Source organism: Pseudomonas sp. Tof1, assembly GCF_055390395.1.
This window is the reverse complement of record NZ_AP024344.1, coordinates 5539820-5564406: the sequence shown is the minus strand read 5'-3', so window position 1 is coordinate 5564406 and position 24587 is coordinate 5539820. Positions and strand designations below refer to the sequence as shown.

Genomic DNA, 24587 nt, shown 5'->3' with positions numbered 1-24587 from the left:
CGTTTGTTAGTTTTGTTATATAAAAATACTTTTTAAGTATTATTAAAGAATAAGCAGGGTTGGTAGCATCCCGCCACCGGACCACCGGACATATAGCGCAACTCTTTTTCCAGGAGCCACTATGTCCGGCGCCGACACACCTCACAGCGACTATGTGGGCGGATTGTTCCGCAGCCATTACGACTGGCTCTGCGGCCGCCTGCGCCGTCATCTCGACTCCAGCGCCAGTGCCGAAGACATTGCCGCCGACACCTTCGTCCAACTGCTGGTGGCCGCCAATGGCCTGCCGATTCGCCAGCCCCGCGCCCTGTTGACCACCATCGCGCAACGGCTGATGTACCAGCTCTGGCGCCGCCGCGATCTGGAGCGGGCCTATCTCGATGCCTTGCAACAGGACGCCGAAGTACCGGTGCCATCGCCCGAGGACCTGGCGCAGATGCTCGAGGCGCTGGAGCGCATCGACCGTCTGCTCGGCGGGTTGCCGGACAAGGTCAAGGCGACCTTCCTGCTCTCTCAGGTCAATGGCCTGACCTATCCCGAGATCGCCGCCGAACTGGGTATTTCCCAGCGCTCGGTCAGCGATTACATGGCTCGCGCGCTCAACCGTTGCCTGCGGGCGAGGCTCGATTGAGATGAGCCAGGAACAGGAATCCGACCCGTTGATCGACGAGGCCGTGCGCTGGATCGTCCAGTTGCGCTCCGGCCATGCCAGCGAGGCCGACCGGCGCGCCTATCAGCAATGGCGCAGCCAGGACCCGCGCCACGAACAACTCTGCACGCAGTTGGAAACCCGTCTGGGGGTATTCCAGATCCCCATCGACCAGGGCATCCGAGGAGAACTGCTGCAACGGGCACTGACGGTCCCAACCGGTCGGCGCCGGCTGCTGCAGGGCGCATTGCTGGGCGTCGGGGCGTTGGTGGGTACCGGCCTGCTGCTGGGAGGGAGCGCAGCGTCGCTGGCCGAACTGACCGCCGACCTGCGCACCGGCACCGCCGAACGGCGCAGCCTCGAACTACCCGACGGCAGCGAACTGCAGCTCAACGCCCGCAGTGCCGCGGATATCGATTTCGACCGCCAGCAGCGGCGCATCCGCCTGCTCGATGGCGAGCTGCTGGCCAGGGTCGCCACCGATGCCGGGCGACCCTTTGTCATCCAGGCGCCGCAAGCGCGGGTGCAGGCCTACGGCAATCGCTTGCTGCTCCGTGAGCGCGACGGCCTGGGGCATGTCGTCGCCCTGGGTGGAACCGTGGACATCTTCGGTCCGGCCGGTGAGCGCCTGCAATTGCCGGGTGGTCACGAGGTGTCCTATGACCGCTACCGCTTCGGTTCGGTACGCCCCAGCCCCAAGGGTGCCACGGCCTGGGTCGACGGTCTGCTGGAAGTGCGCGATGCCCCTCTCGGCGAGGTGATCGACGCCCTGCGGCCCTGGCGGGCCGGGGTGCTGCGTCTCGATCCGGCGATTGCGCCGCTGCGGGTCAGCGGCCTGTTCCGGCTGGACCGGCCGGAACAGACCCTCGACACCCTGGCCCGCACGCTGCCGATCCGCGTCGCCCGCCATACCGATCTGTGGGTGACCTTGGGCCCGGCCTAGCGGCCTGGTTCTAAGGCCATAACCAAAGGGTCTGCAAGTTTTTCTCCGGTCACTGCACATCACTCCCGTAAGCGCTGCCGAGGGAGCAGCGTGGTTCGATTCCATGGGGGGAGTCATCTTGCGTTCGTTCAACACCACGACATCGTTGCGTCATCCATTTCGCAGCCTGGCCCTGGGCCCGCTCGCCAGCCTGTTGCTGGCCGCCGGGGCCCAGGCGGCCGAGGACAGCCGGCAGGTCTATCACATCGCGCCGGGTCCGCTGGACGAGGTGTTGCTGAACATCAGCCGGCAAAGCGGCCAGGTGATTTCCTTCACGCCGCAGTTGAGCAACTACTCCTCGGCCCGGGTCGACGGTTCTCTCTCGGCCCGGCAGGCGGTCAGCGCAGCGTTGCTGGGGACCGGCCTGCAACTGCAGGTCAGCCCGGACGGTGCGTTCATCATCCAGGAAGGTGGCAAGCCGGCCCAGACCGGTGCTGCGTCCAACGACAAGAGCCATGAGCGCGAGGCGGCTGCACCGACCCTCGACCGGGTGATCGCCCTCGGTACCCGCCGCAGCGATGCCACGGCGCTGACCAGTGCCGCGCCGGTGGACGTGATCAGCAGCACGGAACTCAAACAGACCGGCGCCACCAGTCTCAACCAGGCGCTGTTCCAGTTGCTGCCCTCGTTCAACTACCCGCAGAACCAGAGCGCGACCCGTGGGCAGAATCCCAAGGGCGCCTCGCTGCGCGGCCTGGCGCCGGACCAGACGCTGGTGCTGATCAACGGCAAGCGCCGGCATGCCTCGGCGGTGGTGAACATTTCCGGTGGCGTGCCGTTCATTGGCGCCCAGCCGGTGGACCTCGACATGATCCCGCTCAGCGCCATCGACCATATCGAAGTGCTGCGTGACGGCGCCTCGGCGCAATATGGTTCCGACGCGGTGGCCGGGGTGATCAACATCGTGCTCAAGGAGCGCGACAGCGGCGGCCAGCTCAATACCCAGGTCGGCAAGTACGCCCAGGGTGACGGCCTGAGCAAGACCGCCGACGGCTGGTACGGCCTCGGCCTGCCGGGAGACGGTTTCCTGACCCTGAGCTTCAACAGCCTGAACAACCGACCCGACGATATCGGCGACAAGTATGTGGCCGATGGTCGCGAGCAGGACCCGCGCTGGGGCGGTGCCGGACGCAACAAGTACAACCTGGTGGCGAATGCCGAGATCGGCCTGGACGACCAATGGCGGCTTTACAGCTTCGCCACCTTCGGCCAGGACACCTCGGTCAACAACACGCCACCGCTGCTGGCGGGCAACCCGAACAACGTCGCGGCGATCTACCCCAACGGCACTATCCCGAAGTATCGCTACCGCTACGAGGATGGTGCGCTGACCGTCGGCAGCCGCTACGAGGACGCCAGCCTCGGCCGCTTCGACCTCAGTGCCACCTATGGCCGCGACACCCATGACGAACTCGCTTTCAACACCGTCAACCCGAGTTTCGGCGCCAACAGCCCGACCAAGTTCGAGGTGGCGACGCTGATCAACGAGCAGACCAACCTGGGCCTCGATTACGCCAAGGATCTGGATGTCGACTGGTCGAGTCATCCGCTGACCCTGTCTGCCGGCATCGCCTATCGCAACGAGCGCTATCGGCTGGAGGCGGGCGATGCCTCTTCCTACTCGTTTGGCGGAATCAACGGCGTGCAGGTCGGCGCGGTGCAGGCTTCGGGGCTGACCCCGGACGATGCCGGAACCTACAGTCGCGATGTCGGCGGGGTGTACTTCGGCCTGGAGAACCAGCTCACCGACCAATTGCAGTTCGGCCTGGCCGGGCGCACCGAGCACTACTCGGACTTCGGTTCGGCCACCACCGGCAAGGTCTCGGCGCGTTACGACTTCACCCCGCAGGTCGGTCTGCGGGCGACCCTCAACAATGCCTATCGCGCCCCAACCCTGGGCCAGATCGGTACCTCCTGGACCACCACGACCAACGTCGACAGCAATGGCAACCCGGTGCTGACGCGCATGCTGCCGGCCGACAACCCGGCCGCCCGCGCCCTCGGTGCCCAGCCGCTGAAACCGGAGAAGTCCACCAACTTCTCCCTGGGACTGGTGCTGCGGCCAAGCGAGCAGGCCTCGCTGACCATCGATGCCTACCAGATCAGCATCCGTGATCGGCTGCTCTACAGCGGCGGCATTTCCGGACCGCGGGCCGAGCAGATTCTCCAGGCCGCCGGCTACGGCCAGTACACCTGGGCGCAGTTCATGACCAATGCCGCCGACACCCGTACCCGTGGCGTCGATATCGTCGGCAAGTACAACCTCGACCTGCAGCGCTACGGCGCTCTGAGCCTGAGCGCCGGCTATACCAGGGCCCGGACCATCATCGAGCGGGTCAACGAGAACCCCTACGGTTTCGACGTGTTGACCCGCGAGGCCCGTGGCTTCCTCGAACATGGCTATCCGCAGGACAAGCTGGTACTCGGCGCGACCCACCGTTACGGCCCGTGGACCATCGCCCTGAACGAGACCCGTTATGGCGAATACCGCAAATACGCGGCCTCCGCCGCCAACGCCCGATACGACCAGACCTTCTCCGCGCAATGGACCACCGACCTGGACGTGAATTACGCGTTCACCCGGCAACTGCGGGTGTCGGTCGGTGCCAACAACCTGTTCGGCAGTACGCCGGATGACTTCAACAGGCAACTGCGCCAGACGCCGGGCCAGCAGTACAGCTACCTGTCGCCGGCGGCGCCGGAGGGAACCTTCTACTACACGCGCCTGAGTTATGACTTCTGAGGTGTGCTCTGTGGGAGCGGGCCTGCCCGCGAAGCTGTTGTTGGCCAGAAGGGCCCGTTCGCGGGCAGAGCCGCTCCCACACCGAACATTCCACCAGGCTGTTTTGCTTGAACCCACCACATGAAAACCAGACCACCACGAGGTGACCATGACATCCATCAAGACCCTGCTCGGCAGCTCGCTGCTGGCACTGAGCCTGCTGGCCCAACAGGCCCCCGCCGCCGACCAGCCGCCCCCCATCCATTTCGGTGACATCACCTGGGAAAGCGGCAGCCTGATCACCGAGGTGCTGCGGCTGATCGTCGAGAAAGGCTACGGCTATCCGACCGACACCCTGCCCGGCAGTACCGTGAGCCTGGAGGCCGCCCTGGCGAAGAACGATATCCAGGTGATCGGTGAGGAATGGGCCGGTCGCAGCCCGGCCTGGGTCAAGGCCGAAAGCGAAGGCAAGGTGTTCGGCCTCGGCGATACCGTCAAGGGGGCCACCGAAGGCTGGTGGGTACCGGAATACGTGATCAAGGGTGACCCGGCGCGGGGTATCAGGCCGCTGGCGCCGGATCTCAGGTCGGTGGCCGACCTGCCACGCTACAAGGACGTGTTCGCCGACCCGGAAGACCCGTCCCGCGGCCGTTTCCTCAACAGCCCCACCGGCTGGACTTCGGAAATCGTCAACAGCCAGAAGATCAAGGCCTACGGCCTGAGCGACAGCTTCGTCAACTTCCGCACCGGTTCCGGCGCGGCGCTGGACGCCGAGGTCAGCTCCGCGGTCAAGCGCGGCAAGCCGGTGCTGTTCTACTACTGGTCGCCCACCCCGCTGCTGGGGCGCTTCAATCTGGTCAAGCTGGAGGAGCCACCCTTCGACGCCGAGGCCTGGAAGACCCTGGCCGATGCCAGCAACCCGCATCCACGTGGCACCCGCTCGCTGCCGGCGCATCTGGCGATTGGTGTTTCCGCCGCTTTCAAACAGCAGTACCCGGAGTTGGTCGAGGTGTTCGAGAAGGTCGACCTGCCCATCGACCTGCTCAACCGCACCCTGGCGCAGATGAGCGAGAAGCGCCTGGCGCCGCGGGCGGTAGCGACCACCTTCCTGCGTGAACAGCCGCAGGTCTGGAGCCAGTGGGTACCCGCTGCCGTTGCCGAACGCGTCAAGGGGCCCTGTGATGCTCAAGCGAATCTGGCTGGCCTTGTCCCTGGTCCTGCTGAGCCAACTGGCCCAGGCTGCCGAGCCCGCTACCCTGCGGATCGGTTACCAGAAGAGTTCGGTGAGCATGGTCCTGGCCCGCGAGCACAAGCTGCTGGAAAAGGCCCTGCCCGGCACCCAGGTGCAATGGGTCGAATTCCCGGGCGGTCCGCAACTGATCGAAGCGCTCAACGGCGGTAGCCTGGATGTAGGCAACATTGGCGATATCCCGCCGATCTTCGCCCAGGTCGCCGGTATCGATTTCGTCTACATCGGCATCGAACCCACCGATGGCCAGACCGAGGCGATCATCGTGCCCAAGGCCAGCGACGTGCAGGACGTGGCGGGTCTCAAGGGCAAGCGTGTCGCGCTGCTCAAGGGCTCCAGCGCGCACAACCTGTTCCTCAAGAGCCTGGGCAAGGCCGGCCTCAAGCTCAGCGACGTGAACCTGGTCTACCTGTCGCCGGCCGATGCCCGGGCGGCCTTCGAACAGGGCAAGCTGGATGCCTGGGTGATCTGGGACCCATACTACTCCGCGGCCCTGCTCGATGGCAGCGCGCGCCTGCTCAGCGACGGCCAGGGGCTCAACTCCGGCGGTTCGCTGTACATCGCCAGTGGCGCGTTCGCCCGCCATTACCCGCAAAGCATCGCGCCCATCCTCAAGGCCATCGGCCAGGGCCAGCAGGTGTCCTTCGACCAGCCTGATGCGAGCATCGACCTGATGACCCAGGCCCTCGGCCTGCAACGGCCGGTGGTCCAGCGTTACTTCGAGCATCGCTCGCGGGTACCGCTGCGCGCCATCGACCAGGCCACCGTCGATAACCAGCAGCGTACCGCCGACCTGTTTTTCGCCAATCACCTGGTGCCCAAGTCGATCAAGGTGCAGCAGAACGTGTTCAAGGCCGAATGAGCCCAGCAGAGGAAAACACCTTCCATGCAACCTGTTTACATCGACTTTCTCAACGGTCCGGACATCGACGCCCTGGACCTGGGCAATGACGAAATTCTCGACGCCATCGAAGCCAGCCTGGCGATCCAGGGCCGCGGCGAAGCGGTGATCGAACCGCGTACCCACCTGATTCCCGGTGGCGCGATCAAGGGGCACTTCAATATCCTGCGTGGTGTGCTGGGTGGCGATATCGGCTATGCCGGGGTCAAGGTGGTCGGCGATTTCGTCGACAACTATCGTCAGGGCCTGCCGTCGGAACTGGCGATCCTCAACCTGATGGACCCGGCCACCGGGGTGCCGAAGGCGATTCTCGATGCCTCGGCGATCACCGACATGCGCACCGGCGCGGTGACGGCCATCGGTGCCAAGTACCTGGCCCGTCCCGACAGCAAGGTGCTCGGGCACATCGGCGCACGGGGCACCGCCTACTGGAACGTGCGACTGCTCGATCACCTGTTCGACTTCGACGAGATCCGTGTGCATTCGCGTCGCGAGGAAAGCCGCGAGGCTTTCGCCGAACGCCTGCGTCGCGATCTTGGCAAGCCGGTGACGGTCACCCACGACTGGGAAAGCACGGTGCGCGGAGCCGATATCGTGGTCGAGGCCTCGCGCCTGGACCAGCCGCAACCGCTGTTGCGCACCGAGTGGATCAAGCCCGGCGCCTTCGTCGTGCCCTACGGCACCATGAGCGCGGTGGAGCTGTCGCTGACCGATATCATGGACAAGCTGGTGGTCGACGACTGGGGCCAGTGCAAAGGCGGTCTGTTCGGTGCGCTGCGAGCCCATGTCGAGGCGGGCAAGCTCAGTGAACAGACCCTGCATGCGGAGTTGGGGCAGATCGTCGCCGGCTTGAAGAACGGTCGACAGAGCCCCGGGGAACGTATTCTGTTCTGGCATCGCGGGCTGAGCCTGAGCGATATCGCCCTGGGCCATGCGCTGTTGCGCAAGGCGGCCAGGCTGGGGATCGGCCAGCGGTTGCGTTTCGCATGACGGCCATCGAACTGGGTGAGCGACCGTTGTCTGTGCAGGACCTGCTACGGGTTGCCCGGGGTACCGCCGCACTGCGCCTGGGCGAGCCGGCGCGCCAGCGGATCGACCAGTCCCACCGCTTGTTGCTGGCCCGGGCCGAGGCGGGTGCGGCGATCTATGGCGTCACCACCGGCCTTGGCGCGGCGGTGGATCTGCGCCTGCCGACGGATGACCCGCGGCGGCAGCCACGCATTGCCTTGGGGCGTGCGGTCGGGGTCGGACGCCTGGCCAGTCGCGAGGAGGTTCGGGCTATCGCCGCGGCTCGCCTGGCCGGGTTGGCCGAGGGGCGTTCGGGCATTTCCCTGGCGACGGCAGAGGCACTGCTGGCGTTGCTCGACGCCGATATCTGCCCGGAGATTCCGTTGACCGGTTCGCTCGGCGAAAGCGACCTGGCACCGCTGGCGCACCTGAGTCTCGGGCTGCTCGGCGAAGGCTGGGTGCAGTGGCGCGGGCAGCGCGTGCCGGCGGCGCAGGCACTGGCCGAATGCGGCCTGGCGGTGCCGGCGTTGTCCGGCAAGGATGGCCTGGCGCTGGTCTCGGCCAATGCGGCGAGCCTCGGACTCGGCAGCTTGCTGCTGGACGAGGCGGACCGGGCGCTGGACTCGTTGCTGGCGGCACTGGCTTTGTCCTGTGAGGGCTACCGGGCCAATCTCGGCCCGTTCCGGCCGCGGGCCGCGCAACTGCATCCGGTCAGTGGGCACGCCGCACAGGCGGCGTTGTTGCTGGCGCTGTTCGAAGGTGGTGAGCTGACGCAGCCACAGGCCGCGCGACGCTTGCAGGACCCACTGAGTTTTCGCTGTGCCGCGCAGGTTCAGGGCGCTGCCCGGCAGGCCTGGCAACAGTTGCGCGACACACTGGCGACGGAGCTGGCGAGCGGTGCCGACAATCCGGCGTTGGTGGTCGAGGATGGACAGGTACTGGCCAATGGCAATTTCGACAGTACCCATCTGGCACTGGCAAGTGAGGGTCTGGGCCTGGCTTTCAGTCGCCTGGCGGCGTGCTCGGCGGAGCGCCTGGCGAAGTTGTTGTCGCCGGCCTCCAGCGAGCTGCCGCGCTTTCTGATCGAGACGCCGGGGCATGTCGGGCTGGCGGCGTTGCAGCGGACTTCGGCGGCGCTGCTGGCGCAGATCGGGCACCTGGCCAATCCGTTGCCGGCCGTGTGTATCGCGGTGGCGGATCGGGTGGAGGATTATGCCGGGCAGGCGTTGGCGGTGATCGACAAGACCCGCGAACTGGTGCGCCTGGTGCAAACCCAGGCGGCCATCGAACTGATCGCCGCCGCCCAGGCGGTGGACCTGCGTGGCGATGTGCGCCTGGGGCAGGGGACCGCCGGGATCCATCGGGCGGTGCGCAGCCAGGTGGCCCGGCTGGAGACGGACCGGCCGGGCGCCTGGGATGTGCAGGCATTGCTGGCGTTGATCGAGAGCCGGAGGTGGCCGGAGCTGCGCAGGTCGTGAGTCTTGTGTCGGTCGAATCGGCGCTATCGCCCGCAAGCGGAGCGCCGCCCGGCCCTCTCCCGCAAGGGGAATATCACGGCGCCGACTCGACCTCCAGCGCCAGCTTGACGTTAGGCCGTTCGCCAATCCGTGTCATGAAGCGCACCAGGGCCGGCCAGGGCGCCAGGTCGATGGCGAAGAAACGGTTCCAGCGCATCACCGTGAACAGATAGGCATCCGCCACGCTGAAGTCGCCTTCGAGCAGATAGTCCTGCTTCGCCAGGGTGTTTTCCAGCAAGTCGAAGCGCTGGAACAGCCGTGTGCGGAAGATCGCCTTGACCTCCTCGGGATCGTCACGTTGAACAACGGCCCCATGGTCCCGTGGATCTCGCTGCCGAGAAAGTTCAGCCACTCCTGCAGGCGCACCCGTTGCCAACTGCCATGGGGTGGCGCCAGCCCAGCCTCGGGCCTGAGGTCGGCGAGAAACTGCAGGATGGCCGCCCCCTCGGTCAGCACCTCGCCGTTGTCCAGTTGCAGCGCCGCCACATAGCCCTTGGGGTTGATGCGGCGGAAATCGTCACCGTGCTCGGTGAGCTTGCTGCGGTTGTCGACCCGCACCCGTTCGAACGGCAAGCCGAGTTCGCGGAGCACGATATGAGGGGCCAGGGAGCAGGTTTCAGGAGCGTAGTACAACTTCATGGGCGATGGACTCCAGGGGGAAAACACAGTGGCGACAGTCTCGTCTGCGTCTGCAGTCCGGGTAAAATCGATCCTTCAGAAACGTGCCATAAGGACAGCTACTGGAATGATGAATCTGGTGCACTGGCGTCTGCTGGTGGCGGTGCTCGACAGCGGCACCATCAGCCGCGCCGCCGAGCAGGTCGGCATGACCCAGTCGGCGGCCAGCCAGGCCCTGGCCGGTATGGAGGAAACGCTCGGCGTACAACTGTTCGTGCGTGAGGCGCGCCAGGCGGTGCCGACGGCGATCGGGTTGCAGGTGCTGGAGCAGGCGCGGCTGATGCTGGGGGCCCTGCAGACCATTCGCCAGCGGGTCGACAGTGCCTGCGGATTGACCGGAGGCACCATCCGCCTGGCGAGTTTTCCCATGGTCCTGAGCAGCTTGCTGCCACCCTTGCTGCAGCGTTTCCGCCAGCGCCATCCGGGCATTGAGGTGGTCGCGCTGGAGGTCAGCGACCATGAGGTCGAGGCCATGCTCGCCGCTGATCTGGTGGATGTCGGCGTGGTCCTCAACCCGGAGCCGGGGCGCGTGGCCCATGAGCTGGGGCGCGATCGCTGGGTCGCGGTGGTGCCCCTGGGGCACCGCCTGGCGGCCCGTGGCCCCGAGGGCCGGGTCAGCCTCGCGGAACTGGTGGCCGAACCCTTTGTGCTGGCGACCGGGGGGTGCACGGTCAACGCCCGCAGCCTCGCGGCCGAGGCCGGCCTGCCGCTCGCGGATGTACGGGTCGAAGTGCGGGAGTGGAGCAGCGCCTTCGCGCTGGTGCGCGAGGGGCTTGGCGTGAGCCTGGTGCCGGAACTGACGCTACCGAAGGAGCGCCGGGGGCTGCGGGTGCTGCCGCTGGAAGTACCGGTAGAGCGCCGGTTCGCCCTGGTGGCGTGCCCGACGACAAGCCAGGGCGCGGCCGTGACGGCGTTGTTCGAGATGCTGGAATGACCCCGCCGGGTTCATCAATCAGCGGCCCTGGCGGGTGAGCGAAAGCGGGCGTACGCTCCATCTGCGCCAGGCACCGCCACTGCAGGAACCGGACTGGTCCGCGAAGCTGTTGGCGGCCTCGGGGCCCTTCGCGGACAAGCCGGCCACCGCGGTCCGATCAGCTATTGCTGGTGAGGAACGCGCTGGCCACCTGCTTCTCGACCGGGTTGGGGCTGTTCTTCTCGGTCTGGGCGTTGAACTGTTCCTTGATGCGCTCGGCGATCTTGTTGTTGATCGCCTGCTGCTGCTCGGGCGGCAACTGCTTGAAGCTTTCCTCGGTCAGCCCCTGGTCCTTGAGCATCTGCTCGCGCAGGCGTTCGGCCGGCGATTTGCTCATGTAGTCCTTGAATTCCTTCATCGCGTCGCTGTCGGTACTGGTGGCAGACGGCGCGGTGCGGGTGGTCGGCGGCGTGGCGCTGAGGGTCGCGGCGGCGGCCACGTCCGGGATCTTGGCCTGCAGGTGCACGCGGGTCTTGGCGAACGCGGCATTGACGTTGTCGGCGACCTTGTCGGCGGCGTTCTGGCTGGTCGGGTTCGAGCTGAGGCCGGCGGCGGCCTGTGCGGTTGGCACGTAGCCGCTGGCCAGCACGTTGTTGGCGGCGGTGGTGGGGTCCAGATCCGAACGGTTGGTGGGTTGGATCACCGGATTGTTACGGGCATTGACCAACATGGGATAAATACCTGAGTGTTAAGAGACCCCAGGCACCGAGCAATTTGTATGCCGGCTGGTACAAAGCCCGTTTTTCCACGCCTTGGGCGATACACGCCTGCAGGCGCTGGCCGGAAAGCGGAGAATCCTTGCCGCCGGGTTTGCCGCTCTGGCATGTTGAACATTCACTTGCAGCCCTGGGCGATAGCGCGTTCAGTAGCCTGCATCCGACGCCGTGAACGATTATTTGGGAGATAACCGATGACCGAAGCGAACTATGTGAACACGCAGTTGCTGATCGATGGCCAGTGGTGCGATGCGCAAGACGGCAAGACGCTCGACGTGCTGAACCCGGCCACCGGCCTGGTGATCGGCCAGGTCGCCCGTGCCGACATCGCCGATCTGGATCGGGCCCTGGCGGCGCTGCAGCGCGGTTTCGACGTATGGCGCTGGGTGCCGGCCAACGAGCGGGCGGTGATCATGCGCAAGGCGGCGCAACTGGTTCGCGAGCGTGCCGAGGGCATCGCGCAACTGCTGACCCAGGAGCAGGGCAAGCCGCTTTCGGAGTCGCGGATCGAGGTCAATTCCGCTGCGGATATCATCGAGTGGTTCGCCGACGAGGGCCGACGTGTGTACGGTCGTGTCGTGCCCTCGCGTAACGTCGCGGTGCAGCAGACCGTGGTACGCGAACCGGTCGGCCCGGTCGCGGCCTTCACCCCGTGGAACTTCCCGGTCAACCAGGTGGTGCGCAAGCTGTGTGCCGCGCTGGCCACCGGCTGCTCCTTCCTGGTCAAGGCCCCCGAGGAGACGCCGGCGTCGCCGGCGGCCCTGCTGCGCGCGTTCGTCGATGCCGGCGTGCCGCCTGGCGTGGTCGGGCTGGTGTTCGGCGACCCGGCACAGATTTCCTCCTACCTGATCGCCCACCCGGTGGTGCGCAAGGTCACCTTCACCGGCTCGACGCCGGTGGGCAAGCACCTGGCGGCGCTGGCCGGGCAGCACATGAAGCGGGCGACGATGGAACTGGGCGGGCATGCCCCGGTGATCATCGCCGAGGATGCCGACGTGGAAGCGGCGGTCAAGGCCATGGCCGGGGCCAAGTTCCGCAACGCCGGGCAGGTGTGCATTTCGCCGACGCGGTTCCTGGTGCATAACAGCATCCGCGAGGAGTTCACCCGGGAGATGGTCCGTTATGCCCAGTCGCTCAAGGTCGGCAACGGCCTGGAGGCCGACACCACCCTCGGTGCGCTGGCCAACGGCCGTCGCCTGAGTGCCATGACCCAGGTGGTCGAGAGTGCGCTGGCCAGCGGTGCGCGCCTGGAGACCGGTGGCGAGCGGATCGGCAACACCGGTAACTTCTTCGCGCCGACCATCCTGTCCGGTGTGCCGCTGGAGGCGGACGTGTTCAACAATGAACCGTTCGGCCCGGTGGCCGCGGTGCGGGGCTTCGACTCGCTCGACGAGGCCATCGCCGAAGCGAACCGGCTGCCCTACGGTCTGGCCGCCTACGCCTTCACCCGTTCGTTCGCCAATGTGCACCGGCTGACCCAGCGGGTCGAGGCCGGCATGCTGTGGATCAACCAGGCGATGACTCCCTGGGCGGAGATGCCGTTCGGCGGGGTGAAGGATTCGGGCTACGGCTCCGAAGGTGGACCCGAGGCGCTGGAACCCTACCTGGTGGCGAAGTCGGTCTACGTCAACTCGCTATGAATGGATGGCCATCCAGCTGGGTGGCCGCTCTCCACTGCCAGGGTTTCTCATCACCGGCTTCGGGTTGTTTGGGTGGGAACCCCGGGAACTGCCATCCAGCGGCTGGTAGCCCAGCACCCGACGGGTTTCGGCCAGGTCGAGGCGTTTGCCGTGATTGTCGGATATCCCGTGGGCAACCAGGTGCTGCACTCCTTGCACTTCGATGGCCCGTTGCAGCAATTGCACGGCGTCGCGCGGGCTGAGCCAAGTGCCCAGCTCGCGGGTATGCTGCCAGTCGTGATCGTCGGGGAGCCCGAAGACACCGAGGCGCAGGACGATGGTCGATAGGCCGTGCTGGCTGGCATACAGCGCGCATAGCGCTTCGCCATAGCATTTGCTGGCGCCGTACAGGCTCGCCGGCATCACCGGCATGTCCGGGGTGATCGGTCGATCCGGCGCATGGCCTTCGACGACCTGGGTGTTGCTGGCGAACACCAGCCGCTGGCAGCCGGCCTTCGCCGTGGCCTCCAGCAGGTAGGTGGTGGCGAGGATGTTGTTGGGCAGCAGCTCTTCGAAGGAGGCGTCCAGATGGGGGGAGCAGGCCAGGTGCACGACCACGTCGATGCCTTCGAGCAGCGACGGCAACGAGTCCTTTTCATCCAGGTCCAGCCGCACGAACCGGTGTTCTCCAATGGGGAAGTCCGGCAGGTGTCGATCGACGAGCAGGAACTCGTAACGGTCTTTGCTGGCGAGAAAAAACGTCTTGCCGATACGGCCGCAGGCGCCGGTGAGCAGGACTCTGGGCAGGTTCATGCGGGCTTCCTCGTCGGCGCTCCGGCCGGAATATGACCCATTGATGAACACTCACGTTAGCCCATCGCCCGTAACTTGCATGCCGCTCATCGGCTTTGTGCGAATCGGCCACCGAGACCCTAGCTGCTTTCGCGCACCATCAGTTCGAAGCCCATGTCCACCACCGGCTGGGGCACCGCATTGCCGGCCATCAGCTGCAGCAACTGCTCCGCCGCCCGTTGGCCGATGGCTTCGCGTGGGGTGCGGATGCTGCTCAGGCGCGGGACCATGAAGGCCGACACCGGCAGGTCGTTGAAGCCCAGCACCGCCACCTGTTCCGGCACCTTGATGCCGCAGCGCATGGCTTCGAGCAGGGCGCCCTGGGCCAGGTCGTCGTTGCCGAAGAAGATCGCGTCGACCTGTGGATGGCTGTTCATCATCTGCAGGAACAGCTCGCCGCCCAGGCCCACCGAGGATGGGCGTGGGGTCAGCAGTTCCAGGTCCGGGTCATAGAGCCCGGCCCGTTGCAGGGCCTGGCGGAAACCTTCGCCGCGCAGCAGGGTACGCTGGTCCAGCTGGGCGCCGATGTAGGCCAGGTGCCGGCGGCCCCGGGAGATCAGGTGCTCGGCGGCGGTGGCACCGGCGCTCTGTTGCGAGAAGCCGACGCAGTTCACGCCGGCGCCGGGATCGAGGTCCATCATGTAGACGCATGGCACATTGCTGGCCTCGACCATCCGTCGGGCGCTTTCCGAGCGGTCGAAGCCGGTCAGCAGCAGCCCGCGGGGCTGATAGGCCAGATAGTTGCGCAGCAGGTTCTCTTCTTCGTCACGGGAATAGTGGCAGTTGCCGATCAGCACTTCGAAACCGCGCGGACGCAGTACCTTGTGTATCGCTTCGAGGGTATCGATGAACAGCAGGTTGGACAGCGACGGCACCAGCACCACCACCGAATGGCTTTGTGCCGAGGCCAGGGCGCGGGCCGCCGGGTTGACCACGTAATTCAGCTCGTCAGCCGCCCGTTGGACCTTTTCCACCAGTTCCGTGGCCACTGTGCTGATACCGCGCAGCGCGCGGGACGCGGTGATCGGACTGACGCCGGCCAGGCGTGCGACTTCGTTGAGGGTGGGGCGTCCCGTGGTGCGGGTATTCTTGTCGTTCTTGGTGGAGGTCATCGGACGGCTTGCCAAACAAAATTCGAGGCACTAAGGTAGCGCTGTCTCGATGGGCCTGCAATTGGCTGGGCGTGGTTTGCCTGAACCCGCTCGGTAACACCTGCAAGCTGTAGCGCGGCAATCGATAAAAACGACAAGAAGACGTCGGCAACGAATGTTTTGTGCTTTGCTTTTGCAGTATCAAGAGCTCTGGCAAAGACAGCGCTGTCTTCGTGCTGAGGTGTTAGATGAGTCAACCCATCACTGCCCTGGTTATCATGGGTGTTTCCGGTTGTGGCAAGTCCAGCGTGGGTGAGGCTATCTGCCGGCTCGGCGCTGCCACCCTGATCGAAGGCGACAGCTTTCACCCTGCGGCGAACATCGCCAAGATGAGCGCCGGTATCCCCCTTAACGATGAAGACCGTGCCGGTTGGCTCGATACGCTGAGCGACGAGCTGCGTCGTGCCGTGGCGGCCGGCCAGCACCCGGTGCTGACCTGTTCGGCGCTGAAGCTGCGCTACCGCGACCGCCTGCGTAGCGCCGTGCCGGGCCTGGGCTTCGTGTTTCTCGAACTGACTCCGACGGTCGCCGCCGAGCGGGTCAACCATCGCCCTGGCCATTTCATGCCCGGCACCCTGATCGACAGCCAGTTCGCCGCCCTCGAATCGCCGGTGGGCGAACCCTTGACCCTGGCGCTCGATGCGACGCGGGAGGTCGAGCAACTGGCCCAGTCGGCCAATCGCTGGTGGCGGGACAACGGCCTGGAACGGATTGCCTGATGCCGGGAGCGAAAATCCCGGCCGGAAAAGATAGCGCTGTCCCCAGGGCTGTCGAACATTCACGAACACCATAAGAACAACAACCAGGAGACACCTCATGTTTGGACTGTCCCACGAGACCTACCTGCTGCTCGATGCAGTGGTCACGATTATCGGGCTGATCGTGCTGATCACCCGCTTCAAGATACATCCCTTCATTGCCCTGATCATCGCCTCGGCCTTCCTCGGGCTGACCTCGGGCATGCCGGTGGACAAGATCATCAAGGCCTTCCAGGACGGCTTCGGCGGGGTGCTGGGCTTCGTCGGCATCATCCTCGCGCTGGGGACCATGCTCGGCAAGATGATGTCGGATTCGGGCGGTGCCGATCAGATCGCCCAGACCCTCATTCGCGCCTTCGGCAAGGAGCGGGTGCAATGGGCGATGATGTTCGCGGCGTTCCTGGTGGGCATTCCGCTGTTCTTCGAGATCGGCTTCGTGCTGCTGATTCCGCTGGTGTTCATCGTTGCCCGACGCACCGGTGTGTCGCTGATCAAGATCGGTATCCCGTTGCTGGCCGGCCTGTCCGCGGTACATGGCCTGGTGCCACCGCACCCGGGGCCGCTGCTGGCGATCGGGGTGTTCAACGCCGACATCGGCAAGACCATTCTCTACGGGCTGATCGTCGCCCTGCCGACCGCCATCGTTGCCGGTCCGATCTTCGGCACCTTCATTGCCCGGCACATTCCCGGCAATCCATCGCAGGAACTGGTGGACCAACTGGCCCGCGAGCCGGTGTCCAGCACCTTGCCCAGCTTCAGCGTGACCCTGTTGACCGTGCTGTTGCCGGTGTTCCTGATGCTGCTCAAGACCTTCGCCGACATTGTCCTGCCGGACGGACATTTCTTCCGCCTCTGGATGGACATGATCGGCCACCCGATCAGCGCCTTGCTGCTGGCCCTGCTGCTGGCGCTATATACCTTCGGCAAACGCCAGGGCATGGATTCCAAACGGATCCTCAAGCTGCTGGATGCGAGCCTGGCGCCGACTGCGGCGATCATCCTGATCATCGGTGCCGGTGGTGGCTTCAAGCAGATGCTGGTGACCAGCGGCGTGGGCGATGTGATCGGCCATATCGCGGTGAATGCACAGATCTCGCCGATCCTGCTGGCTTGGCTGGTGGCGGCGGTGATCCGTGTGGCAACGGGCTCGGCCACGGTGGCGACGATCACCGGTGCCGGGATCGTGATGCCGGTGGTCGACCTGATTCCCGGTGTGAACCGTGAGCTGCTGGTGCTGGCGACGGGAGCGGGCTCGCTGATCCTGTCTCACGTCAACGATGCGGGGTTCTGGCTGGTCAAGCAGTACTTCAACATGACCGTGACCGAGACCTTCAAGACCTGGACGGCGATGGAAACCATCCTGTCGGTGGTGGGGCTGGTGTTCATCCTGCTGCTGTCGCTGGTGGTCTGATCGACTGATCACGCTCGTTCCCACGCGGAGCGTGGGAACGAGCGGCAAGGAGGGCGGATCAGCCTTCGGCTTTCTTCACCAGGCCATCGGCGCGGAACATTGTGCGAATCCCGCGTACCGCCTGACGGATACGGTCCTGGTTCTCGATCAGGGCGAAGCGCACGTGGTCGTCGCCGTATTCACCGAAACCCACGCCCGGCGAGACACAGACCTTGGCCTCGGCCAGCAGCTTCTTGGCGAATTCCAGCGACCCCAGGTGCGCATAGGCTTCGGGGATCTTCGCCCAGACATACATCGAGGCCTTGGGGTTCTCGACCATCCAGCCCAGTTCATGCAGGCCCTTGACCAGTACGTTGCGGCGTTGCCGGTACTGCTCGGCGATATCCCGCACGCACTGCTGGTCGCCTTCCAGCGCGGCAATGGCTGCCACCTGCAACGGGGTGAAGGTACCGTAGTCGTGGTAGCTCTTGATCCGCGCCAGGGCGCTGACCAGCTCGGGATTGCCGACCATGAAGCCGATCCGCCAGCCGGCCATGTTGTAGCTCTTGGACAGGGTGAAGAATTCCACCGCGATATCCTTGGCGCCCGGCACCTGCATGATCGACGGCGCCTTCCAGCCGTCGTAGACGATATCGGCGTAGGCCAGGTCGTGGATCACCAGCACGTCATACTGCTTGGCCAGGGCGATCACCCGCTCGAAGAAGTCCAGCTCGACGCACTGGGCGGTGGGGTTCGACGGGAAACCGAGAATCATCATCTTCGGCTTGGGGATCGAGCCGCGAATGGCCTGTTCCAGTTCGGCGAAGAAATCGACACCCGGCACCAGCGGCACCGACCGTACCTGGGCACCGGCGATCACTGCGCCGTAGATATGGATCGGATAGCTCGGGTTGGGCACCAGCACGGTGTCGCCATGGTCGAGGGTGGCGAGCATCAGGTGGGCCAGGCCCTCTTTCGAGCCGATGGTGACGATGGCTTCGCTTTCCGGGTCGATCTCGACGTCGTAGCGGTCCTTGTACCAGTGGGAAATCGCCCGGCGCAGCCGTGGGATGCCCTTGGACGTGGAGTAGCCGTGGGTGTCTTCGCGCTGGGCGACGGTCACCAGTTTTTCGACGATATGCGGCGGAGTCGCGCCGTCGGGGTTACCCATGCTCAGGTCGATGATGTCCTCGCCACGGCGGCGGGCGGCCATCTTCAGCTCGGCAGTGATATTGAATACGTAAGGGGGGAGTCGATCGATGCGCGCAAAGCGGCGCGGCGAACCTTGGTCTGCCATGTTGGCCTCTGAGACGTAAGCGCCCGGAACCGTCCGAGCGACGTTGGCCACTGCGGTGGCCTGCGCGGCAGAAGATAATGGCGCCGATGGCACTCTGTCCAGAGTCTTTTTTACTTCTATACTGCGACGCGGCTTCCTTTCTCTGACGGAGATCTGTACCCATGGATGATACCTCGCGCCATGTATTGGCACCGCCACGCTTCGAGCATGGCCACTTTCAATTGATCGCAGGACTGGGCGGGCGCTTCAACGCCGATACCTCGGCAGCCATCCCGGATCTTTGGGATGCCTTCGTACCGCATATCGGAAATGTGCCGGGCCAGTTGGGCGACGAGACCTACGGTATCTGCTGCAATCCCGATGGCAAGGGCGGCTTCGAGTACATTGCCGGCGTCGCGATCAGCAGGCTCGACGATCTGCCCGAACTCTATCGTTGGGTCGAACTGCAGCCCCAGTATTACGCGGTGTTCGAACACCATGGCCCGCTTGCGACCCTGAAACAGACCTTCGAGGCCATCTGGCAGCAGTGGTTGCCCAACTCCGGGCATACCGCAGCCGATGCGCCGGAATTCGAGCGCTACAGCGCCGACTTCGATCCGCAGGCCGGTACCGGCAAGGTGGAGGTCTGGCTGCCGATCCGCCACTGACCTGCGCCTTCGCCCGGTTGATCTGCGCGGCGCTATTCCCGCTCCTTCTGCGTTCTGGTTTCGCGCCAGAAGTCGAGGTAGAAGGTGACGACGCCAAAGACACTGATGCCGATCAGCACCGTCAGACCAATCTGGAAATTGCTCATGGCTGGACTCCGCAAAACACCGCATCAGGCGGCGACCTGCGGAGAAATAGTGGAAAACCGGCGCGAATGATATCGATTATACGGAAGCTTTACGGGGCGCTCGCGCAATAATACGGCGCGGATATGAAACGCCCCGAAGGTGCTGCCCGCGACCGTCTGCCCCGATCGAGACCGCCGGTGCCGAGCCTCCGGGCATCCGTTGGAAGACCGGAGGCGGTGCCGGTTCAGCGTCCGTGACAGCGAATGACCGCCGAGTGGGTCGCATAACGCCCGGATATCAGGATCTTGCCGTCGGGTTGCAGTTCCAGATGGGAGAAGTAGCTGGTGTCCCCCGGAATGCGGTTGACGTGGCTGATGCCCCGGTCGCCAAAGCCACCATCCACTTCACCATTGCCCTGGTGACGCATCAGCCAGGTCTGGCCGCCATTGTCGACATGACCGACACTGAGGATCATGCCGTCTTCCTGGATGAGGGTTGCCAGACACGACCCGATGCCGGGGAAGGCGAGCGGGCTGCCGGCGTTGAACCCGGGGTCCAGCGTGCCCTCTGCGGTGCTGCGTACCAGCAGGGCGACATCCTCCGAGCGGTTGGCCGAGCCGGCTGCGACGATTTTCTGGTCTGGCTGTACGGCCACGGCGAAGAACGTCGCGTTGCCTTCGCTGATGGATTCGAATTCCAGATAGCCCGCCTCGCCGAAGCGGGTGTCCGGCAGGCCGGTGCTGCCGTAACGCATCAGTACGGCCCGGCGGCCGCGGCGACCGGCGATCACCAGCCCGCCATCCGCCTGGAGCGCCAGTGCCTCGAAGGCGATGCCGGCTTCCCGTGCGGTGACCACGCCACAGGTTCCGAAACCGGGATCGTAGTTGCCGCTGCTGTCCAGGCGCACGATGACGTCTCTTTCCCCTTCGCCTGCGGCCTGACTCTTCAGCAGCAGGAGGATATGGCCGTCCGCCTGCAGGACGAGCCGGTGCCCACGGCCGGTCCACGGCGCCCGGTAGGGCAGCTGGACTTCGCCGTTGTCGCCAAAGGCCAGGTCCCGTTCGCCGGTCGGCGCAAGGCGTGTGCAAAAGGCCTGCTCACCATCGCGGAAGTTGCCGAGTATCACGAAGTTTTCCTGGTCGTCCTGCACCGCATGGATCAGTGCACGGCCCGCTCCGGGTAAAGGTGTAGCAAAATGACGATAATAAAAACCTTCGGGTTCGAAGTCGGCCAGCATTATATCGGTGGGCTCATCGTCATGAACGCCGATAAACAGATGTCGGCCATCGCGTTGTAATAGCGAAGTGCCGACGAAGCCGGGTCCCGCCTCCGAGAAGATCACGATGCCGTCCCGGTGTTCGCTGAACTCCAGATCCAGCGTGCCAGGCCGCTTCGGCAGTTGTGGGACGCCGGTTGGCGAGGTGAATGGGGTGTCGTTCGAAGTCCGGTTTCTGATGTCCATTTATCATTGAGTCCTTTCAATTCATTAATTGATCGCCCCGCTGTTCTTTTAAAACAGCAGGTGCGGATTCATTTAATGGCTGAACGGGAAGTTTGCCCAGTGCTCAAGTTTTACAGTTGATGAGTAACTGATCTCATATATATGGCCATGCTGATATTCAGGTAGGAAACAGCCTGAATGTGGCGGTGGGAAGATTCTCCGGCAATGGCTGGCGTGCGGTTTTTTCAGGCCTTTGTCGATCTGCTCGTCTTTCGTTCGACTAACAGGTGTCCGTACCAGGTGCAGGGCATTTCGCCAAACCTGGAAAAACAGCCATAGTTGTTCGACCGTCCGTGGAGACTTCCCATGAAATACCTGTGCCTGATCTACAGCAACGAAGAGGTGCTGCACACCCATCCCGACAGCCCCCGGGACCCGGAGTGCCTGGCCTACGCGCAGTCGATCCGCGACAGCGGACGCATGCTCGCGGCCGAGCCGCTGGAGCCGGTGCATACCGCGACCACCGTGCGCATGCGTGGCGGCAAGCTGTCGATCACCGACGGGCCGTTCGCCGAAACCAAGGAGCAATTGGCCGGTTTCTACCTGGTCGAGGCCCGTGACCTGAACGAGGCGTTACAAATTGCCGGGAATATTCCGGCGGCCCGTGTCGGCAGTGTTGAAGTCCGCCCGGTTCGGGAGTTGAATCTCTGAAACGCCGCCGGGATGCCGAGCCCTATGCGGCGATCCATAACAATAAGGAAACAGGAGCCCCGTCATGAGCAGCCTGCCGCTTCAACCGATGCGCGCGGATTACGAGCTATCCATCAGCCGCTTGCTGGAGGCGCCACGCAACGAGGTGTTCCGGGCCTGGACCGAACCCGATCTGCTGGCCCGCTGGTGGGGGCCGCACGGCATGACCACGCCGATCTGCGAGATGCAGTTGTGGGTCGGCGGCCTGTTCCGCACCGTCATGCGGGCACCGGATGGCAGCGAGTATCCCTACCAGGGCGTGTTCCTGGAAATCGCCGCGCCCGAGCGGATCGTCTTCACCGATGCCTTCGCCCCTGGCTGGACGCCGACCGGCAAGCCGTTCATGACGGCGCGGATCACGCTGCAGGAAGCCCCGGGCGGCACCCTTTATACCGCCAGTGCGATGCACTGGAGCGCGGCCGAACGCGACAGCCACGAGCAGATGGGTTTCCATCAGGGCTGGGGCGAAAGCCTCGACCGGCTGGCCTTGCTGCTCGCGCAGGGGCTGCCGGATTGAGCGAAATCACCCAGGGCATCAGGCAGCGGGTCGAGTCGGTCTATCGGCTGGAGTCGCGGCGGATTCTGGCGACGCTGATTCGTCTGCTCGGTGATTTCGACCTGGCGGAAGAGGCTTTGCACGAAGCGTTCTTCGTCGCTGTCGAGCGTTGGCAACGCGACGGCGTACCGGCCAATCCGCGAGCCTGGCTGGTTTCCACCGGGCGCTTCAAGGCCATCGATACCCTGCGTCGGCGGGCGCGTTTTGCCGCCTCCCAGGAGCGTCTGATCGCCCAGGCCGAACAGCTCGAACAGGCCGAATGGGAGGGCGAGGACCTGCAGGATGACCGGCTGCGCCTGATCTTCACCTGCTGCCACCCGGCGCTCTCGGCCGATGCCCAGGTGCCGCTGACATTGCGCGAAGTCTGCGACCTGACCACCGAGGAAATCGCCCGGGCGTTTCTCTCGACGCCCTCGACCATCGCCCAGCGGATCGTCAGGGCCAAGGCGAAGATCCGCGATGCGCAGATTCCCTACCAGGTACCGACCCTGGGCGAACTGCCCGAACGCCTGGATAGCGTGCTGCGGGTGATTTACCTGGTGTTCAATGAAGGTTATTCGGCCTCCCGGGGCGCCAGCGCGACTCGGGACGAACTGACCGGCGAGGCGATCCGCCTGGCGCGGCTGTTGCTGGAGCTGCTGCCGGACCCGGAAGTCATGGGGTTGCTGGGGCTGATGCTGCTGCACGAATCACGGCGTCAGGCACGGGTTTCGGCCAGTGGCGAACTGGTTTTGCTCGATGTCCAGGATCGCACGCTGTGGAATGCCGAACTGATCGCCGAGGGTTGCAACCTGGTCGAGAGGGCGCTGGCCTCCGGCCGATTCGGCCCTTATGGGCTGCAGGCGGCGATCGCGGCGGTACATGCCGAGGCGGCCAGCGCGGCGGACACCGACTGGGCGCAGATTGTCGGGCTTTATGACCTGCTGCTACGGGCCGTGCCGTCGCCGGTGATCGAGCTGAACCGCGCGGTGGCGGTGGCCATGCGCGATGGGCCGCAGGCAGGGTTGCTGCTGCTGGAGCGGATACTCGGGCGCGGCGAGTTGCAGGATTATCACCTGGCGCATTCGGCGCGGGCGGAGTTCTATCGGCGGCTGGGGCGCCTGGAGGAGGCGCGCGAGGCCTATGGGCGGGCGCTGGAACTGACGCAGCAGGAGCCCGAGCAGCGCTTCATCCGCGGGCGCCTGGCGGCATTGGGGAAGTAGGGTTGCCGGGGCTGTTCGCGGCCGATCACTCCAGCATCTTTTCCAGCAACCAGGTGCCGGCCGGCCCCGGCGGATGCAGGCGCGACCAGAGGGCATCGACCGCCACCGGCCTCGGCCAGCCGCGTACCTGCAGTTGCACCAGTGAGCCTGCGGCGAAACGCTCCACCAGCCAGCGCGGCAACGCTGCCCAGCCGACGCCGCGCTGGGCCATCTCCAACAGCATCAGGTAGCTGGATGACGACCACACCCGCCCCAGGGCACGGTCTTCGTAAGGATTGACGATGCTGGTCAGGCGCAACTCACGGTGCTGGCGCAAGGCGCTCTGATCAACCTTGGCCAGGCTGGCCAGGGGATGGCCGCGATGGACGAACACGGCGAACTCGGTGCGCTCATCCACTGTGGCGCTGCTCAGGTCCGGCGGGTAGCTGTCCAGCTTTTCGGCGAAGCCCACCTGGGCCCGGCCCTGTTGCACCAGTTCCACCACGTCGGCGCATTCGGCGATCAGGCACTCCAGCTCCAGGTCCGGATAACGTGCAGCGAACCCGCTGAGGGCGGCTTCGAAGCGATCGGACTGGTAGGTGTCGGAAATCACCACGGTCAGCTTCGGCTCCAGCCCCTGGGCCAACTGGCTGGCGGCCATTTCCAGTCGATTGCTGGCGGCGAGGATGTCCTCGGCCTTGCGCAGCATCACATGGCCGGCCGCTGTCAGGCCGGGTTTGCGGGTGCTGCGGTCGAACAGCTCCAGGCCGAGGTCGATCTCCAGGCCGGCTACCGCCGCGCTGATGGTCGACTGGCTTTTGCCCAGCTTGCGCGCGGCGGCGGAAAAGGAGCCGAGGGTGGCGGCCTGGACAAAGGCCTGGAGCACTTCATTGGAGGCCATGAACTATCGTCTTGCTCGATGGTAATTGACTTTTAGTATCTGTGTTGGTGGCGATAATCACAAGCCTCGACATTCCGGGGGAGCCCGCCATGAGTACCAGCAAGTCCCTTACCGAACGCGTTTTCCAGGCCATTGGCTTCGAATTGTTCGCGGTGCTGCTATGCACCCCACTGTTTGCCTGGGTGATGGCCAAGCCGTTGCTGGACATGGGCGTGGTGACGGTTGCCAACTGCCTGCTGGCCCTGGGTTGGAACGTGCTGTTCAATGGCCTGTTCGACCGGCTGCTCGAGCGCCTGGCCCTGGCGCAGAATGGCTGGACCCGGTTGTTGCACGCGGTGTTGTTCGAGGGTGGGCTGATCGTGGTGAGCGTGCCGCTGATCGCCTGGTGGCTGGAGTTGAGCCTGCTGTCGGCGCTGTTGCTGGATATCGGCGTGCTGCTGTTTTTCCTGCCGTACACCTACGTCTACCACTGGGTCTACGACCTGCTGCGCGAGCGGCTGTTGCAGCGGCGCCTGGCCTGAGC

The 24587-nt window shown here is 65.0% G+C and carries 21 protein-coding genes and 2 pseudogenes; 16 read left to right on the top strand and 7 right to left on the bottom strand.

What is annotated here, in order from left to right; translation table 11 throughout:
- Positions 1-121: 121 nt before the first annotated feature.
- From ACZ5KU_RS24990 to ACZ5KU_RS24960, 7 genes and pseudogenes are all read left to right on the top strand, one after another.
- On the top strand, positions 122-631 hold the full coding sequence (locus tag ACZ5KU_RS24990) for a sigma-70 family RNA polymerase sigma factor (protein ID WP_273820310.1): 510 nt from the start codon (positions 122-124) through the stop codon (positions 629-631).
- Between the two features lies 1 nt (position 632).
- On the top strand, positions 633-1592 hold the full coding sequence (locus ACZ5KU_RS24985; RefSeq protein ID WP_419735312.1) for a FecR domain-containing protein: 960 nt from the start codon (positions 633-635) through the stop codon (positions 1590-1592).
- Positions 1593-1710: 118 nt separating this feature from the next.
- Positions 1711-4374 carry a TonB-dependent receptor plug domain-containing protein gene (locus ACZ5KU_RS24980; protein WP_273820312.1) on the top strand — a complete coding sequence of 888 codons (2664 nt, stop codon included), beginning with the start codon at positions 1711-1713 and terminating at the stop codon, positions 4372-4374.
- A 148-nt stretch (positions 4375-4522) separates the two neighbouring features.
- Positions 4523-5521 (top strand): annotated as a pseudogene (locus ACZ5KU_RS24975) (ABC transporter substrate-binding protein); the annotation flags it as partial.
- 13 nt (positions 5522-5534) lie between these two features.
- Positions 5535-6464: an aliphatic sulfonate ABC transporter substrate-binding protein gene (locus ACZ5KU_RS24970; protein ID WP_054061609.1), complete on the top strand. Its 930-nt coding sequence runs from the start codon at positions 5535-5537 to the stop codon at positions 6462-6464.
- 24 nt (positions 6465-6488) lie between these two features.
- Entirely contained in the window at positions 6489-7493 is a 1005-nt protein-coding gene (locus ACZ5KU_RS24965) for an ornithine cyclodeaminase family protein (protein ID WP_464736421.1), read from the top strand.
- Complete coding sequence (locus ACZ5KU_RS24960; protein ID WP_464736420.1) at positions 7490-8989, top strand: aromatic amino acid lyase; 1500 nt, start codon at positions 7490-7492, stop codon at positions 8987-8989. The genes ACZ5KU_RS24965 and ACZ5KU_RS24960 overlap by 4 nt, the downstream gene beginning before the upstream one ends.
- Before the next feature lie 73 nt (positions 8990-9062).
- Here ACZ5KU_RS24960 and gstA read toward each other — a convergent pair.
- A pseudogene (gene gstA, locus ACZ5KU_RS24955) lies at positions 9063-9667 on the bottom strand (glutathione transferase GstA).
- Positions 9668-9773: 106 nt separating this feature from the next.
- Between gstA and ACZ5KU_RS24950 the strand changes: the two are divergent.
- Entirely contained in the window at positions 9774-10640 is an 867-nt protein-coding gene (locus tag ACZ5KU_RS24950) for a LysR family transcriptional regulator (RefSeq protein ID WP_464736419.1), read from the top strand.
- A 157-nt stretch (positions 10641-10797) separates the two neighbouring features.
- On the opposite strand, the gene ACZ5KU_RS24945 is transcribed toward ACZ5KU_RS24950, so the two are convergent.
- On the bottom strand, positions 10798-11349 hold the full coding sequence (locus ACZ5KU_RS24945) for a hypothetical protein (RefSeq protein WP_054061604.1): 552 nt from the start codon (positions 11347-11349) through the stop codon (positions 10798-10800).
- 240 nt (positions 11350-11589) lie between these two features.
- On the opposite strand from ACZ5KU_RS24945, the gene ACZ5KU_RS24940 reads away from it, so the two are divergent.
- Positions 11590-13035, top strand: coding sequence for an NAD-dependent succinate-semialdehyde dehydrogenase (locus tag ACZ5KU_RS24940; RefSeq protein WP_054056522.1), 1446 nt, complete (start codon positions 11590-11592; stop codon positions 13033-13035).
- Here the strand turns inward: ACZ5KU_RS24940 and ACZ5KU_RS24935 are convergent.
- The gene (locus tag ACZ5KU_RS24935) at positions 13030-13827 is read right to left on the bottom strand and encodes an NAD-dependent epimerase/dehydratase family protein (RefSeq protein WP_464736418.1); all 798 of its coding nucleotides are present in this window, start codon (positions 13825-13827) and stop codon (positions 13030-13032) included. The genes ACZ5KU_RS24940 and ACZ5KU_RS24935 overlap by 6 nt on opposite strands.
- 119 nt (positions 13828-13946) lie before the next feature.
- Positions 13947-14978: an HTH-type transcriptional regulator GntR gene (gene gntR / locus ACZ5KU_RS24930; protein ID WP_464736417.1), complete on the bottom strand. Its 1032-nt coding sequence runs from the start codon at positions 14976-14978 to the stop codon at positions 13947-13949.
- A gap of 227 nt (positions 14979-15205) precedes the next feature.
- Between gntR and ACZ5KU_RS24925 the strand changes: the two genes are divergently transcribed.
- Together ACZ5KU_RS24925 and ACZ5KU_RS24920 are read left to right on the top strand one after the other, a co-directional pair.
- Positions 15206-15736 carry a gluconokinase gene (locus tag ACZ5KU_RS24925; RefSeq protein WP_054061602.1) on the top strand — a complete coding sequence of 177 codons (531 nt, stop codon included), beginning with the start codon at positions 15206-15208 and terminating at the stop codon, positions 15734-15736.
- Positions 15737-15833: 97 nt separating this feature from the next.
- The gene (locus ACZ5KU_RS24920) at positions 15834-17186 is read left to right on the top strand and encodes a GntP family permease (RefSeq protein ID WP_054056518.1); all 1353 of its coding nucleotides are present in this window, start codon (positions 15834-15836) and stop codon (positions 17184-17186) included.
- 58 nt (positions 17187-17244) lie between these two features.
- Here ACZ5KU_RS24920 and alaC read toward each other — a convergent pair whose 3' ends face one another.
- A complete protein-coding gene (gene alaC, locus ACZ5KU_RS24915; protein ID WP_017905281.1) occupies positions 17245-18462 on the bottom strand; it encodes an alanine transaminase in 1218 nt (405 codons plus the stop codon).
- A 161-nt stretch (positions 18463-18623) separates the two neighbouring features.
- Here alaC and ACZ5KU_RS24910 point away from each other — a divergent pair, with 161 nt between their 5' ends.
- Entirely contained in the window at positions 18624-19109 is a 486-nt protein-coding gene (locus tag ACZ5KU_RS24910; RefSeq protein WP_054056517.1) for a GyrI-like domain-containing protein, read from the top strand.
- Between the two features lie 370 nt (positions 19110-19479).
- Here ACZ5KU_RS24910 and ACZ5KU_RS24905 read toward each other — a convergent pair whose 3' ends face one another.
- Positions 19480-20697 (bottom strand): NHL repeat-containing protein, encoded by a 1218-nt coding sequence (locus ACZ5KU_RS24905; protein ID WP_464736416.1) that lies wholly within the window; start codon positions 20695-20697, stop codon positions 19480-19482.
- 345 nt (positions 20698-21042) lie between these two features.
- On the opposite strand from ACZ5KU_RS24905, the gene ACZ5KU_RS24900 reads away from it, so the two are divergent.
- The 3 genes from ACZ5KU_RS24900 (at position 21043) to ACZ5KU_RS24890 (ending at position 23184) form a co-directional block, all read left to right on the top strand.
- Entirely contained in the window at positions 21043-21387 is a 345-nt protein-coding gene (locus ACZ5KU_RS24900; protein ID WP_054056515.1) for a YciI family protein, read from the top strand.
- 64 nt (positions 21388-21451) lie between these two features.
- A complete protein-coding gene (locus ACZ5KU_RS24895) occupies positions 21452-21943 on the top strand; it encodes an SRPBCC family protein (RefSeq protein ID WP_054056514.1) in 492 nt (163 codons plus the stop codon).
- Between the two features lie 5 nt (positions 21944-21948).
- Positions 21949-23184: an RNA polymerase sigma factor gene (locus tag ACZ5KU_RS24890; protein ID WP_054056524.1), complete on the top strand. Its 1236-nt coding sequence runs from the start codon at positions 21949-21951 to the stop codon at positions 23182-23184.
- A 25-nt stretch (positions 23185-23209) separates the two neighbouring features.
- On the opposite strand, the gene ACZ5KU_RS24885 is transcribed toward ACZ5KU_RS24890, so the two are convergent.
- Positions 23210-24064 carry a LysR family transcriptional regulator gene (locus ACZ5KU_RS24885; RefSeq protein ID WP_054058353.1) on the bottom strand — a complete coding sequence of 285 codons (855 nt, stop codon included), beginning with the start codon at positions 24062-24064 and terminating at the stop codon, positions 23210-23212.
- A gap of 89 nt (positions 24065-24153) precedes the next feature.
- Between ACZ5KU_RS24885 and ACZ5KU_RS24880 the strand changes: the two genes are divergently transcribed.
- A complete protein-coding gene (locus ACZ5KU_RS24880) occupies positions 24154-24585 on the top strand; it encodes a multidrug/biocide efflux PACE transporter (protein WP_054058354.1) in 432 nt (143 codons plus the stop codon).
- The last annotated feature ends 2 nt before the right edge of the window (positions 24586-24587 follow it).